Raw genomic sequence first — 15,127 nt, 5'->3', positions numbered from 1 at the left:
TAATCTTTAATTGGTCATTCAGTCAAATGTGTTCCAGGAGAAAGGAGGCGGGGGATATGACCATTGACCGCCGAAAACAAATCGTAGAAGCGGCAGCGCAATCCTTTGCTTTGTTCGGGTACAAAGCGACAACGATGGATCAAGTAGCGAAGATTGCCAAGGTAGGCAAGGGGACGATTTACACGTTCTTTACGAATAAAGAAGAGCTGTTCGATGAGATTTTACAGCAGCTCATTCACGAGATGAAGGAGATCGCGGATCGGGAAATTGCCGAGGACAGACCGTTTATTGATAAACTGTACCGCGTACTGGATCGCGTACTTGATTATCGAAGCCGCCACGAGCTGGCAATGAAGCTGTCTCAAGAACTGCGCGACTTCGGTACCCCAATGGCGAAGGAAGCGCTCGCCAAGATGGAGCAAGAATTGCTTGAATACATAGAGCGTGAAGTTCGCGTCGCTATGGAGCGTGGTGAGGTGAAGCAAGGCGACCCGAAGGTAGTCAGCTTTGTCATGCTGCAATTGTATAAGGCGCTTACGACCGAATGGAACAAGCTGAATGAGCCGCTCGATAAGGAAGCCATCAAATCTTATTTTCGCCTTCACTTTATGGAAGGCTTAACGATACGGGAGACTTAGTAAGCGAGGACGATACAGATAGAGCAACACCCTTCTAGCAGATTGAAATGAAGCAGACTGCGGAAGGGTGTTTTTTCATATTTGTGATTTATTTTTTAATTACGACCATCTGAGCCTTTTCTAGGATTTCAGATAAAGCCGCTATGTTATGCTTCGGATCCTTGCTGAAATGAGCAACCGTCAAGCCAAGCTTGTCTGCATTCAGCTTCTCCCACGCTGCATCATCCAACAGTACAATCGTTTTGGCAAATCCTCGCGATTCTCCAATCACAATATCACCGCCGTATTGGCCAGCTAACTTCACGCTCTTCAGCTCTGCCACTGTTTTACTCGTCTTCGCAAAAATAACTGCTTGATCACCTGTCACTTCAGGCAATTTGGAAATGATTTCGGTTGTATCTTTATCCTTCACTTGCTGAAGCAGTCCATCATTGAACAAGCCCTGCGCGGTTGACTTGCTGATGGCAATGACGCGGTCATCCGCCTGTTTTGCATCATACTTCAACACAAAATCCTCAGTCTTTGTGACATCATTCTTCGTGTTTTCAAGCGCTTTCTTGATTTGCTCCTCCGAGCCATACATAATCAGTCCGTTTGCCTTCGTTCCAAATAGACTGCATCCTGTTGCCATAACAAGTACAAGCATCATCGTTGCCAATATTCCAAGTTTCTTTTTCATTCGATGCACCTCAATTGCCAGTAGTAATGATTACATCGTTAACGATACAGGAGGGCAGATATCGTTGCCATTGGTTTAGATGACAGCACTCTTTCAATCTCGTAAGAAATAGGACTATAGTATCAAAATGGCTTCCTCTGACAAGAAGTTATCCGCATAAGATAATAATTTTTCTCCATTTTACCGTTATAGTAGATATGTACTTTTTTGTTCCTATGGGACTACTCATACGAGCAGAACGGGAAGGGAGAAGATAAGGTGTACCCATCAAGAAAAAAATCGACATGGCTCAGCCTAACGCTTGTATTGGCGCTGCTCATTGGCATGCTGCCGCTGCAAGGCATCGCAAATGCGGAAGATACGATTACAGGTATTGCTTTTGAATCAAATGTATCCCCTGTATACGTCACGGTAGAGGGATCCTCCGTGCAGCTGAAGGTGCTGGGCACAGTCAGCGGCAAGACTGACAAGAAGGATGTTACAAGCTTGGCTACATGGACCACATCGAATCCAAGTGCGGTTAAGGTGGATGCAGGTTGGGTGAGTGGTGTAGGCAAGGGCACTTCAGAAATTACAGTTAAGTACCAAGGATATACGTTGAAGAAAACGGTTGTATCTGAATATTTATTTGATCAATTGGTTGTTAAAGTAGGAGACACTTCTCAAGAAGTTGGGAATGAAGTGTCAGCTAAGCTTGGAGATAAGCTCACTTGGAAAGTATTCGCCCTCGACAAGTCGACGAGTACGAATAATGATGTCACGTCGGAGGCTTCCTGGACTTCCTCCAGTACGGATGTTGCTGACGTGAATAAAGGTGTAATCACACTGAAGTCTAAAGGGAAGACGGACATTACCATCAAGCATAAAGGCTTGAGCAAAAAAATCGAGCTGAAGGTCGAACAGCCTTATGACAAGCTGGAACTGTCGCCGGAGAAGCTGATTGAATTTGAATATGGCGCGGCGTCCCAAACGGTAACAGCTAAGGCGAAGACAACAGATGGAAAGCTTGAAGATGTAACTGATAAGGCGGATTGGACAACGAGCGATGCGAATATCGCTGAAGTGAAAAACGGGGTCGTCAAGCCAATTAATGTGGGAACGGCAACCGTAACCGCTAGCTACTTGGGCTCCTCGCAGTCCATTACAGTAGTCGTGCGCGCTTCTTACCAAGCAATGCGCATTACACCGGATCAGAAGCAGCATGTTATGCTTGGGGATGGAACGCTTCAAGTGCAAACCTTCGTGCTTAACTCTGCGGACAATCAGCAGGAAGTGACAGACCTTGCGGAATGGACTTCCAGCAACCTGATGGCTGCAACTGTAGATCACGGCAAGGTGTATGCGAAGAGTGAGGGCACAGCAACGATAACTGCTTCTTACAAAGGCTTGACTAAATCCGTTGAAATTACGGTATATCCAACGATTGAGAAGCTAAAGTGGACAGAAGAAGATAAGGATGCGAAGCCAGGCGATAATCGCAAGCAGAACTTGATCTTGGAAGATGTGAAGCCTATGCCTAAAATCAGCGGTGTTGCTCTGAGCGGCAATACGCTGGATGTATCGGAATTGGTGCACTGGACGTCCTCGAATGAAAGTGTTGTCTCCATTAAGGACGGCAAAATGAAGGCAGTAGCAGCGGGAACGGCTACTCTGACTGCGAATGTTCGCAATCAATCACTTCTATTAGAAGTAACCGTTCAGCGCAAGGCGCTCCTATTGCAGGCAAACAACACGGATGTTAGCGTCGTGACCGGCCGCGAGCAGCCATTGCCTGAAGTGAATGTCATTTATGCAGATGGAACAGAAGAGAATGTAACGACTCAAGTAAAATGGGAGTCAAGTTCTCCAAATCTGCTCGTTCGCGACGGGAAGATGAAGGGGCTTATTGCTGGGCGTGTAACGCTGACAGGTACGTTCTCGAATGTGAAACTGTCAATTAAGGTGACAGTTGAAGAGGAAATCGTGAAGTACGCTATCGTACCTTCCGAGGTTCGCACGAACGTGAATAAGTCCCAATCTGTTAAGGTGACAGGGACATATAGAAATGGCAAGACAATTGCTCTTGGTTCACGCATTAAGTGGACGGTTGAGAATGAAAAGGTAGCGACCGTGCGCGGCGCTACAGTGAAGGGTGTAGCGATCGGCAGCACGAAGCTGGTCGGAGAGTATCAAGGCAGAAAGCTCGAAGTGGTCGTACATGTTAAGCCTCGCTTGCTGAAGCTTGAGTCGAATCCGACGAGTGTAAAGCTGGGCATCGGTCAGTCTGCTTCGTGGAAGGTGCAAGCGATTTATGATACGGGTGAAGTTGTGGATGTGACTTCTTCCGTGACATTCGTTCCTTCCAACTTGAAGATCAAAGCAGCAAGAGGTACGGTACAGGCCGCTGCCAAGGGCAGTGCAACCCTGAAGTTTACCTTCGATGGAAAGAGTACTTCGATGCGTGTAAGTGCGAAATAATCAACTTTCGTGGAATATGGTGAACGATAGCCTGTAAAAAGGGACTGCTGGGGCAGTCCCTTTTTTGATATAAATGTTCAGATGATCCGCAATAGGGTTACACGCTAAGCACTTGCACCTTCTGGGGCAGCTGCACTGAATAGCTTCATCTTGATTGTAATCATGGCAAATGCGAGCAGAGAGAATCCGATTCCGCACCAGATAAGCTGATGCATGCCGAGCTGGGAAATCATGAAGCCTGCAACTGCGGTACCAATTGTAATCCCCAAGTTAGAGAAGGATACGAATAGACTATTGCCGAATTCAGGTGCTTCCTTGGCTTCTGACGTCAACCAGGTTTGGCTGACAATCAGCCCTCCAGAATGCACGGTTCCCCAAATGAATATCATCCCAATCATAAGAGACAGATAGGTTCCTGCATAATAGACAAGCAAATACACGAACGAATACAGAAGAGGGAACAGCAAAATCGTTTTTGTTGTATTCTTTTGCAGTAAGGTTCCGAACAGAAAATTTCCGATTATCATGACAAGTCCGAATACCATAAGCATAACACTGATGAGTGAGCCGTTCATCCGAGTAATCTGGCTCGTATACTCGGCAAAATAACTATACACGGAGAACATAGCTGCGAAGATAAAGATAACGGCTGCAATGTTAAGCCAAAGTCCTGGCTTGCGCAAAATGCCAAGCTGCTTGCCGTAAGACATTTTCTCCTTGACTGGCATCGATGGCAGCCAAATGAGCAAACCAATCAATGCGATAGCATTCACCACTGCTCCAAATAAGAAAGAGGCCGATAACGAAATGCGCTCCGCTAAATAGGATGTAATTGGCACTCCGAATGCAAATCCTACAGTGATCCCAGCAAATACGCGTACGACTGCCTTGCCGCTTTGTTCCGGGGGAACCAGGCTTGCAGCAGCTACGAGCGCAATGGAGAAGAATACAGGATGGAACAAAGCAGGCAATATCCGAAAGAGCAGCATAATCTCAAAATGCGAGGTGAAAGCATAGACGATATTAGACAGCACGAACATGGAAATTGCCGTGAGCAGAACGCTCTTACGATTAAATCGGGAAGCAATCAAGGTTAGGAACGGGCCGCTGATGGCTACAATCAGTGCAAATAAACTTACGAGCCATCCAGCTTCAGAAGCGGTGATCTGAAATTTCTGTGAAATTTGAGGCAGCACGCCTACAATACCCATTTCCGTCGTAATAATGCCAAATACTCCAAGTGACAGGATAAGAAGCAGTAAAGGGTTTGTTTTACTCATTTTCAAGGTGACTCCATTTCATCTCATAATGATTCAAGCATGTTCAATCTAATCCTAATAAATAAATATCTATATATGTAGATTTGAAGATACAAAAAAAGAAGAACTTCCTCCTTTCCTATAAATGATGGGTAACATACTCGGCGTATTCTCGTATTGTTTGTTCATTACGGCGATAGTACGTCCATTTGCCGACTCGTTCAGACTCCAATAATCCAGCCTGCTGCATGGAGAGCAGATAGCTTGAGATGACCGATTGCGCAAGCCCTGTTTTTTTCTGAATATCGCCAACGCATACGCCTGTAGCAAAAGAAATTCCATACTGAATATATTTCTCTTCGTCGAAATGCTCCTCTGGGTGCTTTAACCACTGTAAAATATTGAGGCGTGTATCATTGGATAATGCTTTGCAAATGAGTAAAGGATCCATACGCTTTATTATATCTATATTTATAGATTTGTAAATATGACAAATGACTGTGCGGTACTGTCCATATGAATGTTCCATAAATTATATGAATATGCGATACAATGAATATAAATACATATAAACTCGTTCAACCTATACTTTTTTTAAGAAGAAATTGGATTATGTGTGTCGAAAAATGCAAAAAAAGAACAAGAATTTATAAACATTTATAATGATTTATGCACGGGGTGGGAATAGGTTCTATTGGCTCTATACAAAGAAATTACCGACTATTATATCTTATCAAGGGCATAAAAATATTGAATTGCCATCAAGTTGGCACGATGTTAAAATAATGAATCAATACAAATGAATAATTATGAATTCATCATGTGGACGTGTGAAATGTTGTCGAATCTATGTAGCGTATGTCGATCACTTTATTATAGAAAGGTTGCTTCGTATGAAACTGAACGGATTACCTCCCAAGCAAGGATTATATGATCCAAGGTATGAAAAAGATGCGTGCGGTATGGGCTTTATCGCTCATATTAAAGGGGAAAAGTCTCACGATATTGTACGTCAGGCGCTGCAGATGCTGGTAAATATGGAGCATCGCGGCGGTCAGGGAAGCGAGCCGAATACAGGGGATGGAGCAGGGATCATGCTGCAAATCCCGCATCGTTTCTTTGTCAGAGAGATGGAACAGCAAGGAATTGCACTTCCTGATGCAGGTCTATATGGCGTAGGCATGCTGTTCCTGACACAAAATGAGCGCGTGCGTGAAGCGCATGAAGCTCGTCTTCGCCGCATTGTTGAGGAGGAGGGGCAGACCTTGCTCGGGTTCCGCACCGTTCCGACGAATGGAGAGGGCCTTGGTCAATCAGCGAAAGCCGTCCAGCCTTATGTACGCCAGATGTTCATTGCACGGAGCGAATATATCGAGAATGAGCTTGCCTTTGAGCGTAAACTGTATATGATTCGCAAGCGGGCAGAGCAGGAAATTCGGTATACTAGCGAAGAAGAAGCGGGTACGTTCTATATTTCGAGTATGTCGTGCCGGAAAGTCGTATACAAAGGAATGCTGACGACCGAGCAAGTCGGTCAATTTTATCTCGATTTGCAGCATGACTCGCTCGAATCAGCAATAGCACTTATTCATTCGCGCTTCAGCACAAATACATTTCCGAGCTGGGAGCGTGCACATCCGTATCGTTATATGATCCACAACGGTGAGATTAACACGCTGCGCGGCAACGTGAACTGGATGCATGCCCGCCAGACACTGTTCGCATCTGATGTTTTCGGCGCTGATTTGGAGAAGGTGAAACCGGTCATCAATGATGATGGCTCGGATACAGGCATGTTCGACAACACCTTTGAATTTCTGTATTTAGCGGGCCGCCCGTTGTCGCATGTTGCAATGATGATGGTGCCGGAGCCATGGAACAACCATGACAGCATGGATCCTGCGAAGAGAGCTTTTTATGAATACCACAGCTGTCTCATGGAGCCTTGGGATGGTCCTGCCGCCATGGCGTTCACGGACGGCGTGCAAATTGTCGCCACCTTGGATCGGAACGGATTGCGCCCATCCCGTTATTATGTGACGAAGGACAATATGATCGTGCTCAGTTCAGAAGCGGGCGTGCTAGATATTCCACCTGAGCAGATCGCATATAAGGATCGGCTGCGCCCGGGACGGATGCTTGTCGTTGATACGGAGAAGGGCTGCATCATTTCGGATGAGGAAGTGAAGGCGCAGATTGCGGAAGAGAACCCGTATCAGTCCTGGCTCGATGAGCATTTAGTAGGGCTTGAAGATTTGCCGGATGCACCGGAAGTACCGGAGCCGAAGCATGAAAATGTGCAGCAACGCCAGCAGGCGTTCGGCTATACGTACGAGGAGCTGCGCAAAATTATCGAGCCTATGGCGGCTACAGGTGTAGAGCCGCTGGGATCAATGGGGTACGATGCGCCGCTGGCTGTTCTATCCGAACGCCCGCAGCGGCTGTACAACTATTTCAAGCAATTATTCGCCCAAGTTACGAATCCGCCTATCGACGCCATTCGGGAAGAAATCGTGACCGCGACGAGCACGACGATTGGACCTGAACGCAATCTTCTACTTCCCGAGCCGGAGAGCTGCCGACAAATTAAGTTGGATTCGCCGGTGCTTTCAAATGAGGATTTCGCTAAGCTGCGCCACATTCGACGGCCGGGATTCAAATCGATTACGATACCGATTCTATTCACGGCATCTGAGGGAGCGGCAGGTCTTGAAGCTGCCTTGAAGACGATGTGCGAGGCTGCTGATCGGGTCATCGGCAAGGGACATAACTTGATTATCTTATCTGACCGCGGCGTAGAGGAAGAACAGGCTGCAATCCCGGCGCTGCTCGCGGTATCATGCCTTCACCATCATCTAATTCGTCAAGGCACGCGTACGAAGGTAAGTCTGCTGCTGGAATCGGGCGAGCCGCGCGAGGTTCATCATTATGCGCTGCTGCTCGGCTATGGCGTCAGTGTGGTGAACCCGTACGTTGTATTCGAAACGCTCGATGATATGATTCGCCAAGGCATATTGCATGGCATTACCCATGAGAAGGCTGTTAAGAACTATATGAAGGCGGCGACCAAGGGCGTCGTGAAAATACTATCAAAAATGGGTATATCCACAGTACAGTCGTACCGTGGCGCTCAAATATTTGAAGCCATCGGATTGAAGCAGGACTTTGTCGATCAATACTTTACATGGACGCCGTCTCGAATTGGCGGCATTGGATTGGAGGAAGTCGCGCAGGAGGCGTTGTCTCATCATTATCGTGGCTTTTCCGCACAGCCGGGAAGAGACGCAGAGCTTGATTCCGGGGGCGAATATCAATGGCGCAATGACGGGGAAGAACATCTGTTCAATCCGCAAACGATTCATACGCTCCAGCATGCGGTGCGCACGAACGATTATCGACTGTTCAAGAAGTATTCCAAGCTCGTGCAGGGCGAATACAATAGCAGCCGCACGCTTCGCTCCTTATTCGTCTTAAAACCCATAGGGCCAGCGGTTCCGCTTGAAGAAGTAGAATCCGTGGACTCGATTGTAAAGCGATTCAAGACGGGAGCGATGTCGTTCGGCTCGATTTCGAAAGAAGCGCATGAGAGCTTGGCAATAGCGATGAACCGCATCGGCGGCAAGTCGAATTCCGGTGAAGGCGGAGAGAACCCGGCTCGCTATGTGAAGGATGCGAACGGCGATTCTAGACGGAGCGCAATTAAGCAGGTTGCTTCCGGTCGCTTCGGTGTAACATCAGACTATCTTATCAATGCGGATGAGATCCAAATTAAGATGGCGCAGGGAGCGAAGCCGGGAGAAGGCGGACAGTTGCCTGGGCGCAAGGTATATCCGTGGGTCGCTGAAGTACGCGGCTCAACACCTGGGGTGGGACTGATTTCGCCGCCACCGCACCATGATATTTACTCAATCGAGGATTTGGCAGAACTGATCTATGATTTGAAGAATGCGAATCCACGTGCGCGCATCAACGTGAAGCTCGTCTCGGAAGTCGGTGTCGGAACCATTGCCGCCGGTGTTGCCAAGGGACGTGCAGATGTAATCCTCGTCAGTGGTTATGATGGAGGCACGGGGGCTTCTCCGCAAGGCTCGATCCGCCATGCAGGTCTGCCGTGGGAGCTTGGATTGGCGGAGACGCATCAGACGCTGATCCTGAACAATTTGCGTGACCGCATTGTCTTAGAGACGGACGGGAAGATGATGACAGGACGCGATCTAGCCATCGCCGCCCTGCTCGGTGCAGAGGAATATGGTTTCTCCACAGCGCCGCTTGTAGCCGTCGGCTGTATCATGATGCGGGTGTGCCAGCTTGATACATGTCCTGTCGGTGTGGCAACACAGAATCCAGAACTGCGCAAAAACTTCACAGGCGATCCACAGCATGTTGTAAATTTAATGCGGTTCATTGCGGAAGAGCTTCGCGAATGGATGGCGGAGCTTGGGTTCCGCACGCTGAATGACATGATCGGACGTACAGAATGCTTGGATATGAAGAATGCGATTGACCACTGGAAGGCGAAGCATCTCGATCTGTCTTCGTTGCTGCATCAGCCGGAGATGCCGGAAGGCTCCTCGCGTATTCAAGTTCGCGAACAGAATCATGGCCTAGAAGAGACGCTGGACATGAAGACTCTCGTTCCTGCAGCTCGAGCAGCGCTGGAAGCGGGAACGCCTGTTGAGGGAACCTACCCGATAAGCAACGTAAACCGTGCAACGGGGACGATTTTGGGCGGTGAAGTAACGAGACGATATGGAGCGGCAGGATTGCCGGAGGATACGATTCGCTATACGTTTATTGGGTCAGCTGGACAGAGCTTCGGCGCATTTGTTCCACGCGGCATCACGTTAACGGTTGAAGGCGACAGCAATGATTATGTTGGGAAAGGGCTCTCAGGCGGTAAAATTATCGTGAAGCCGTCTGCAATTGCAACCTTCGCGGCAGAAGAAAATGTCATTATCGGCAACACGGCATTCTATGGAGCTACTGGCGGTGAGGCTTACATCCGGGGCATAGCAGGCGAACGCTTCGCCGTCCGCAATTCAGGCGTACATGTGGTCGTTGAAGGCGTAGGCGATCACGGCTGTGAATACATGACCGGAGGCCGTGTAGTCGTACTCGGCAAGACAGGCCGCAACTTCGCAGCAGGGATGTCGGGAGGCATTGCTTACGTATGGGATGAGGATCAGACATTCGTGAACCGCTGCAACTTGGAAATGGTGCTGTTGGAACCGCTCGAAGGAGCAGAGGCGCATCAGGTTCATGAGATGATTGAACGTCATGTGCAAGCGACAGGCAGCGCAATTGGCGGCCGCATCTTGCAGCAATGGGATAATGGAACGCGCGGGCGCTTCGTCCGTGTTATTCCGAAGGACTATAAACGAATGATGCAGCAAATTGCAAAGGTCGAGGCACAAGGCATGACCGGAGAAGCGGCGCTGCTTGCGGCATTTGAAGCGAACATGCGTGATTTGTCACGTGCTAGCGGAAACTAAATTATGGTATGATAGCTATGGTCTGCAGCTTGGAATATCCGGGCTCAGGCCATGGCTTTTTTTGCTTTGTACAACTTCTACTGAAATTGTTGGTGATACAATGAAGCTTTCGCCTAAAGGAGCGTTCCGGAATTATACGCGGGAGATGAATGTTTTTATTTGGGCTAGCATGATTAACTCAACAGGCGGCGCATTGATGTGGCCGCTCACGACGCTATTTGTTCACACGCAGTTAAATCGTTCCTTGGCTGATGCAGGGTTCGTCATTCTCATGCAAATGCTTGGTGGAGTATTTGGACAGTTCCTTGGCGGCGGATTGTACTATCGGGTTGGGGTTCGGCGCTTGCTTGTATGGGCGCTTGCGATTACCTCTGTTTTGCAGTGCTCGCTTGTATTCACGGCATATGCGAGCTGGTGGGGCTATGTTATTACAATGGGAGTCATTGGGCTTACGAATTCCGTATCGATGCCTGCGATCCAATCGTTCATTGGCTTCCGCTGGTCTGACCGGCGGGATGAATTGTTCAATGTCATCTATGTCGCGAACAACATCGGAGTTGCACTGGGGACTGCACTCAGCGGTGTACTGGCTGATATCTCATTTAATTTGACCTTCCTGCTGAACGGGGTCACGTCAGCTGGCTTTGCGTTCTTCTTCTACCGTTTCTTGCAGGGAATGAAGGAAGAAAGGGATGTAACTGCGGACGAGAAGACAAGCGGTGTGCCGGATCAGTTGGATATAATTTCAGCGGCAGATGCAAGCAGCAGACCACAGCCGGCAGCAGGGGTTCTTCCGGAGCAGACGATATGGAATAAACTCGCTGCTTACCGCATATATTTGTTCATGTCCTTGGGGGCTATGTTCATTTGGCTTGCGAACTCATTGTGGGGAAGCGGCATTGCACCGCATATAGCTGATCAAGGTATGGGATTCTCCATGTACAGCTTGCTGTGGACGCTGAATGGCGTACTCATTTTTGCGGCACAGCCGATTACAACATGGATGAAGCGCACAGTGGCGAAGCGGATTACGGATCAGCTGACTTGGAGCGGCATCTTCTATGGCGCAGCTTACATTATCATCTGGATTATACCGAATTATGCCGGCTTCGTGCTCGGCATGGCGCTCGCAACCCTCGGAGAAATGCTTGTATCTCCTGCTGTTCCAGCATTCCTGTCAGCCAGGGCTGGGCGTGAAGCGCCATTTTATATGGGGGTTGCAGGCGGAATCAGCTCTATTGGAAGAATGATAGGGCCATACTTGCTAGGCGTTACCTACGATCAGAGCGGACTTATTGGCGTAGCCATCATTTCCATGGTCATTGCTATTTTATCGGTCATTAGTTTCATCATCCATGCATGGCTTCAGAAGCAGGATACCAAGCAAACAGGGAGCGAAATGTACTCGTCGACAGAGTCAATATCGTAAACCCTTATATCGACAAAAATAGAACCAGCATATTTAAACTAACGCTCCAATATCCGACAGCATCCCTTAGCAATCTGGACTATAATGATCCATAATATGCGAAGACATGCCAGCTTGCATCATAATAGAAGTGAGGGACCGTGAATGATGGAGAAGGTGGAGAAAGAGAAGCTGGACTGTATAAAGAGATGTGAGGATGCTCCAGCCACGGCAGTTGATAAGATGGTGCTTGATGTGATGGACGTGTTGAAGCAACTGGGTATTAACGAGACTGTCTGGTTTCAAGAGGTGAGGAGGCTGCAGTCTTGATCTCTTCATATAGAATCGAACAAGCAATGCAAAATGCAAACATGGAAGAATAGAAATATAGAAATGAAAAACATCCTCCTGGAACCCTGAGCGTTCTAGGGGGATGTTTTGGGTTGTATGACAGCTAGCCTGCGCTAGGAATGTTCGATTGTAATAGGATGGTCTGAACTCGCTATCTCATCGCCCTCTCGGCGCGGACAAAGGCAATGAACCGACGCGCTTCATCATCTGTAAGTTCTCTTCCATCGATCGTAAGCCGGAATTTTTGGAGCAGCGCATCATCCGATAATTCCAAGGAATCTGCAAACTCCCGTACACGAGGTGTCAGTGTCAGGTCAGGAACAGCTATGCGACCAACCAAAAAATCTATAGACACTTCGAACAAATCAGCTAATGTAGTCAAGGTTTCAAAATCAGGCTTTCTGCGATTTTTTTCATAATGAGAGAGCGCGGCCCGAGTAATCCCCAGCTTTTCTGCTAATTCCTCCTGCGTCCATCCCTTCTGCTCGCGTAAATCCGATATTCGATTTCCCGTATTCATGCTAATGGAGCCCCCTTCTAATTCCGCGATGCTAACTTGGATGAAACAAAATGTCACATAGACACAAAAATAATCCGAATTATGAGTTGACATGATACGAAATGTATCGTAAGTTTAGAATGGAGTTTTGATACAAAATGTATCTTTTTCCGTAGGGAGTTATGACAAAGTGTATCAATCATGCAATTTGTAGTCAATTCCTTATATTTCAACTTACATACTGATTAGAACAAAAAATCTGAAAATGGAAGCATTGTTTCCTCGAAACAAAACGAAGCGATCAGACTTTAAAAATAATCACCAAATCGTCACAATGACATCCGTTCTCATATTTTACTATATCTCGGAGTATTGCGCACTTATGAAATTAGTCCTAGATCCGAATCGGAGGAATAATTTTTTGATTGATATATACTGCCATTTGCTGCCCCGAGTAGACGATGGATCAAGACATGATGCAGAGGCACTCGACTTGACCACAATGTAGCAGGCATCGGATGCGCACATGTACATCGCAGAGGCTTTGAATGGAAGCAGGATTATGAGCTGCTATAGAAATCGTATGGTTCATCATTTGTTCAAGAGATGCAAGAAAATGCGGTGCGCCTCATTCATGATGAACCGATAACCCCAGTGCCAACGGTGTAGCCCTGTAAAGCGATGAACAGCAGACTACGAGGAGGATGGAACAATGGAGCTGGATATGAAGCATATACTTCGTACATTGTGGAAGAGAAAGATATTCATTATGGCGGTTGCGCTTATTGCGGTTCTTGCATCAGCCTATTACAGCTATGCCATTCTCGTTCCGCAGTACGAAGCGTCGACCAAATTGATCGTGAACAAGACACGCATCGTTGAAGGGGAGAGCAACCTCAACATTAACGATCTGAATGCGAATATACAGCTCATCCAAACCTATAAAGAATTGATACGTACAGACTGGATTACACAGGATGTGCTGAAACTTCACCCAGAATTTAAGCTAACCCCTCATGAACTGCTTGCCAAAATCAAGGTTTCCTCCATGAACAACACGCAAGTGATGACGATTTCCGTAACCGATCCTTCCTACAGTCAGGCAGCTGATTTGGTGAATGCCATCACGAACATATTTGTTAAGAAAATCCCGAACTTATATCAAATTGATAATGTAACCCTGCTTACGGCAGCAGATCGCAATTTGCATCCCGCACCCGTTGAGCCGAATCGGCTCTTGAACTTGATCATTGCCGGAGTGGCAGCCTTAGTAGTGAGCATCGGAGGGGCATTTGTTCTCCAGCATTTTGATGACAGGATTCTAGAAGAAGAAGATGTCGAAATTGCCGTTGGTGCACATGTGCTCGCAATCATCCCGTACATTCGCAGACAAGACGTAAGACGGCGTTCCTCTAAAGCATCATCGAAAAATGAAGTTTCACCTTCGAAGGGAGGAGAAGTATATGCGGCGACTCAGCGATAGCTATGCAATGATCACAGCCCGCAACGCTTTATCTCCGGTTACCGAATCCTTCCGGGCATTATGCACCAACTTGCAATTTATACAGGGCGACAGTGGTGTATGGACGCCTCATGTCATTGCAGTCACCTCAGCTTATCCAGGGGAAGGAAAGACAATAACGGCAGTAAATCTGGCAGTCGCTTATGCTCAGGAAGGGAAGCGTGTGCTGTTGATCGAGGGCGATATACGCAAGCAGAGCTTTAAGGGCATATTCGGTCATGAAGGCGGAAGCGGTCTCGTGCAGGCTATTCATGCTGATGAAGCTCCCGTCGATGCAGCCTATGCATCTGCCATTGAAAATCTTTTTGTCATCCCTGCAGGTTATATGCCAGGAATCCCGAGTGCGGATTTGTTTGCCTCCAAGCGGTTTGAAGGTTTTGTTCAACTGGCAAGAGAGCAATATGACATCGTCATTATGGATACACCGCCTGTGCTGGTTGTGAATGATGCGAAGCAGATTGCACTGCGATGCGATGGGGTGCTGCTTGTAGCCCAGTCTGGACGAACAAGGCGGAAATGGCTGCAGCAGGCACAATTTCAACTGGAGCGAGTCAATGCGAACTTATTAGGTACAGTGCTGAATCGCTATAAAGGCAGACAAGAAGCGGGCTTGCAGGCTTATTCCGGTATGAAGCGCTAATCGTGTTTATGCTTGTTGCTTATGTAAGCCTTAAGTTAGGCGCATGAGCACAGATAATGATTTGATAGGTGATGTCTCCTATACCTCTATCATCGGAGATACTCGGCCATGCTGTGGGCTAGGCAGCCTTAGACGTTCATCGTCAAGGGTGTGGCGTGAGGAAGGGTTAGATGCCCTATCTA

Annotated in this window: 11 protein-coding genes; 7 read left to right on the top strand and 4 right to left on the bottom strand. The window is 47.7% G+C overall.

All coding sequences use genetic code 11. From position 1 onward, the window contains the following. The first annotated feature begins 56 nt into the window (after window positions 1–56). The gene (locus NO352_RS18405; protein ID WP_005542617.1) at window positions 57–638 is read left to right on the top strand and encodes a TetR/AcrR family transcriptional regulator; all 582 of its coding nucleotides are present in this window, start codon (window positions 57–59) and stop codon (window positions 636–638) included. A gap of 88 nt (window positions 639–726) precedes the next feature. Here the strand turns inward: NO352_RS18405 and NO352_RS18400 are convergent, their stop codons facing one another. After that, window positions 727–1,317 carry a lipoprotein BA_5634 family protein gene (locus NO352_RS18400; RefSeq protein ID WP_268599965.1) on the bottom strand — a complete coding sequence of 197 codons (591 nt, stop codon included), beginning with the start codon at window positions 1,315–1,317 and terminating at the stop codon, window positions 727–729. 258 nt (window positions 1,318–1,575) lie between these two features. Between NO352_RS18400 and NO352_RS18395 the strand changes: the two genes are divergently transcribed. Beyond that, window positions 1,576–3,774, top strand: coding sequence for an Ig-like domain-containing protein (locus tag NO352_RS18395; RefSeq protein ID WP_268599966.1), 2,199 nt, complete (start codon window positions 1,576–1,578; stop codon window positions 3,772–3,774). Between the two features lie 104 nt (window positions 3,775–3,878). Here the strand turns inward: NO352_RS18395 and NO352_RS18390 are convergent, their stop codons facing one another. Both NO352_RS18390 and NO352_RS18385 read right to left on the bottom strand, forming a co-directional pair. Beyond that, window positions 3,879–5,054, bottom strand: a complete 1,176-nt coding sequence (locus tag NO352_RS18390; protein ID WP_268599967.1) for an MFS transporter — start codon at window positions 5,052–5,054, stop codon at window positions 3,879–3,881. A 118-nt stretch (window positions 5,055–5,172) separates the two neighbouring features. After that, entirely contained in the window at window positions 5,173–5,484 is a 312-nt protein-coding gene (locus NO352_RS18385; protein WP_040734812.1) for an ArsR/SmtB family transcription factor, read from the bottom strand. A gap of 442 nt (window positions 5,485–5,926) precedes the next feature. On the opposite strand from NO352_RS18385, the gene gltB reads away from it, so the two are divergent. The 3 genes from gltB to NO352_RS18370 all read left to right on the top strand — a co-directional run bounded on the left by gltB (window position 5,927) and on the right by NO352_RS18370 (window position 12,263). Further along, window positions 5,927–10,525: a glutamate synthase large subunit gene (gene gltB / locus NO352_RS18380; protein WP_289356398.1), complete on the top strand. Its 4,599-nt coding sequence runs from the start codon at window positions 5,927–5,929 to the stop codon at window positions 10,523–10,525. A gap of 145 nt (window positions 10,526–10,670) precedes the next feature. After that, window positions 10,671–11,954: an MFS transporter gene (locus NO352_RS18375; RefSeq protein WP_289356397.1), complete on the top strand. Its 1,284-nt coding sequence runs from the start codon at window positions 10,671–10,673 to the stop codon at window positions 11,952–11,954. 144 nt (window positions 11,955–12,098) lie between these two features. Further along, entirely contained in the window at window positions 12,099–12,263 is a 165-nt protein-coding gene (locus NO352_RS18370; protein WP_163975108.1) for a hypothetical protein, read from the top strand. Between the two features lie 172 nt (window positions 12,264–12,435). Here the strand turns inward: NO352_RS18370 and NO352_RS18365 are convergent, their stop codons facing one another. Beyond that, window positions 12,436–12,804 (bottom strand): helix-turn-helix domain-containing protein, encoded by a 369-nt coding sequence (locus tag NO352_RS18365; protein ID WP_163975106.1) that lies wholly within the window; start codon window positions 12,802–12,804, stop codon window positions 12,436–12,438. A 691-nt stretch (window positions 12,805–13,495) separates the two neighbouring features. Here NO352_RS18365 and NO352_RS18360 point away from each other — a divergent pair. Together NO352_RS18360 and NO352_RS18355 are read left to right on the top strand one after the other, a co-directional pair. After that, on the top strand, window positions 13,496–14,266 hold the full coding sequence (locus tag NO352_RS18360; RefSeq protein ID WP_268599971.1) for a YveK family protein: 771 nt from the start codon (window positions 13,496–13,498) through the stop codon (window positions 14,264–14,266). Next, on the top strand, window positions 14,247–14,945 hold the full coding sequence (locus tag NO352_RS18355) for a CpsD/CapB family tyrosine-protein kinase (protein WP_005542605.1): 699 nt from the start codon (window positions 14,247–14,249) through the stop codon (window positions 14,943–14,945). The genes NO352_RS18360 and NO352_RS18355 overlap by 20 nt, the downstream gene beginning before the upstream one ends. Window positions 14,946–15,127: the final 182 nt, after the last annotated feature.

The organism is Paenibacillus sp. S-12, assembly GCF_030363895.1.
GTDB lineage: Bacteria > Bacillota > Bacilli > Paenibacillales > Paenibacillaceae > Paenibacillus_B > Paenibacillus_B alvei.
Note: the sequence above shows the minus strand (reverse complement) of the source record. Positions and strands in the feature narration are given on the sequence as shown.

What these genes read in the sequence shown, in the direction of transcription:
- NO352_RS18385 (WP_040734812.1), bottom strand. Translation starts at nt 5,484, where the DNA reads ATGGATCCTTTACTCATTTGCAAAGCATTATCCAATGATACACGCCTC.
- gltB (WP_289356398.1), top strand. Translation starts at nt 5,927, where the DNA reads ATGAAACTGAACGGATTACCTCCCAAGCAAGGATTATATGATCCAAGG.
- NO352_RS18405 (WP_005542617.1), top strand. Translation starts at nt 57, where the DNA reads ATGACCATTGACCGCCGAAAACAAATCGTAGAAGCGGCAGCGCAATCC.
- NO352_RS18400 (WP_268599965.1), bottom strand. Translation starts at nt 1,317, where the DNA reads ATGAAAAAGAAACTTGGAATATTGGCAACGATGATGCTTGTACTTGTT.
- NO352_RS18360 (WP_268599971.1), top strand. Translation starts at nt 13,496, where the DNA reads ATGGAGCTGGATATGAAGCATATACTTCGTACATTGTGGAAGAGAAAG.
- NO352_RS18390 (WP_268599967.1), bottom strand. Translation starts at nt 5,054, where the DNA reads ATGAGTAAAACAAACCCTTTACTGCTTCTTATCCTGTCACTTGGAGTA.
- NO352_RS18365 (WP_163975106.1), bottom strand. Translation starts at nt 12,804, where the DNA reads ATGAATACGGGAAATCGAATATCGGATTTACGCGAGCAGAAGGGATGG.
- NO352_RS18370 (WP_163975108.1), top strand. Translation starts at nt 12,099, where the DNA reads ATGATGGAGAAGGTGGAGAAAGAGAAGCTGGACTGTATAAAGAGATGT.
- NO352_RS18375 (WP_289356397.1), top strand. Translation starts at nt 10,671, where the DNA reads ATGAATGTTTTTATTTGGGCTAGCATGATTAACTCAACAGGCGGCGCA.
- NO352_RS18355 (WP_005542605.1), top strand. Translation starts at nt 14,247, where the DNA reads ATGCGGCGACTCAGCGATAGCTATGCAATGATCACAGCCCGCAACGCT.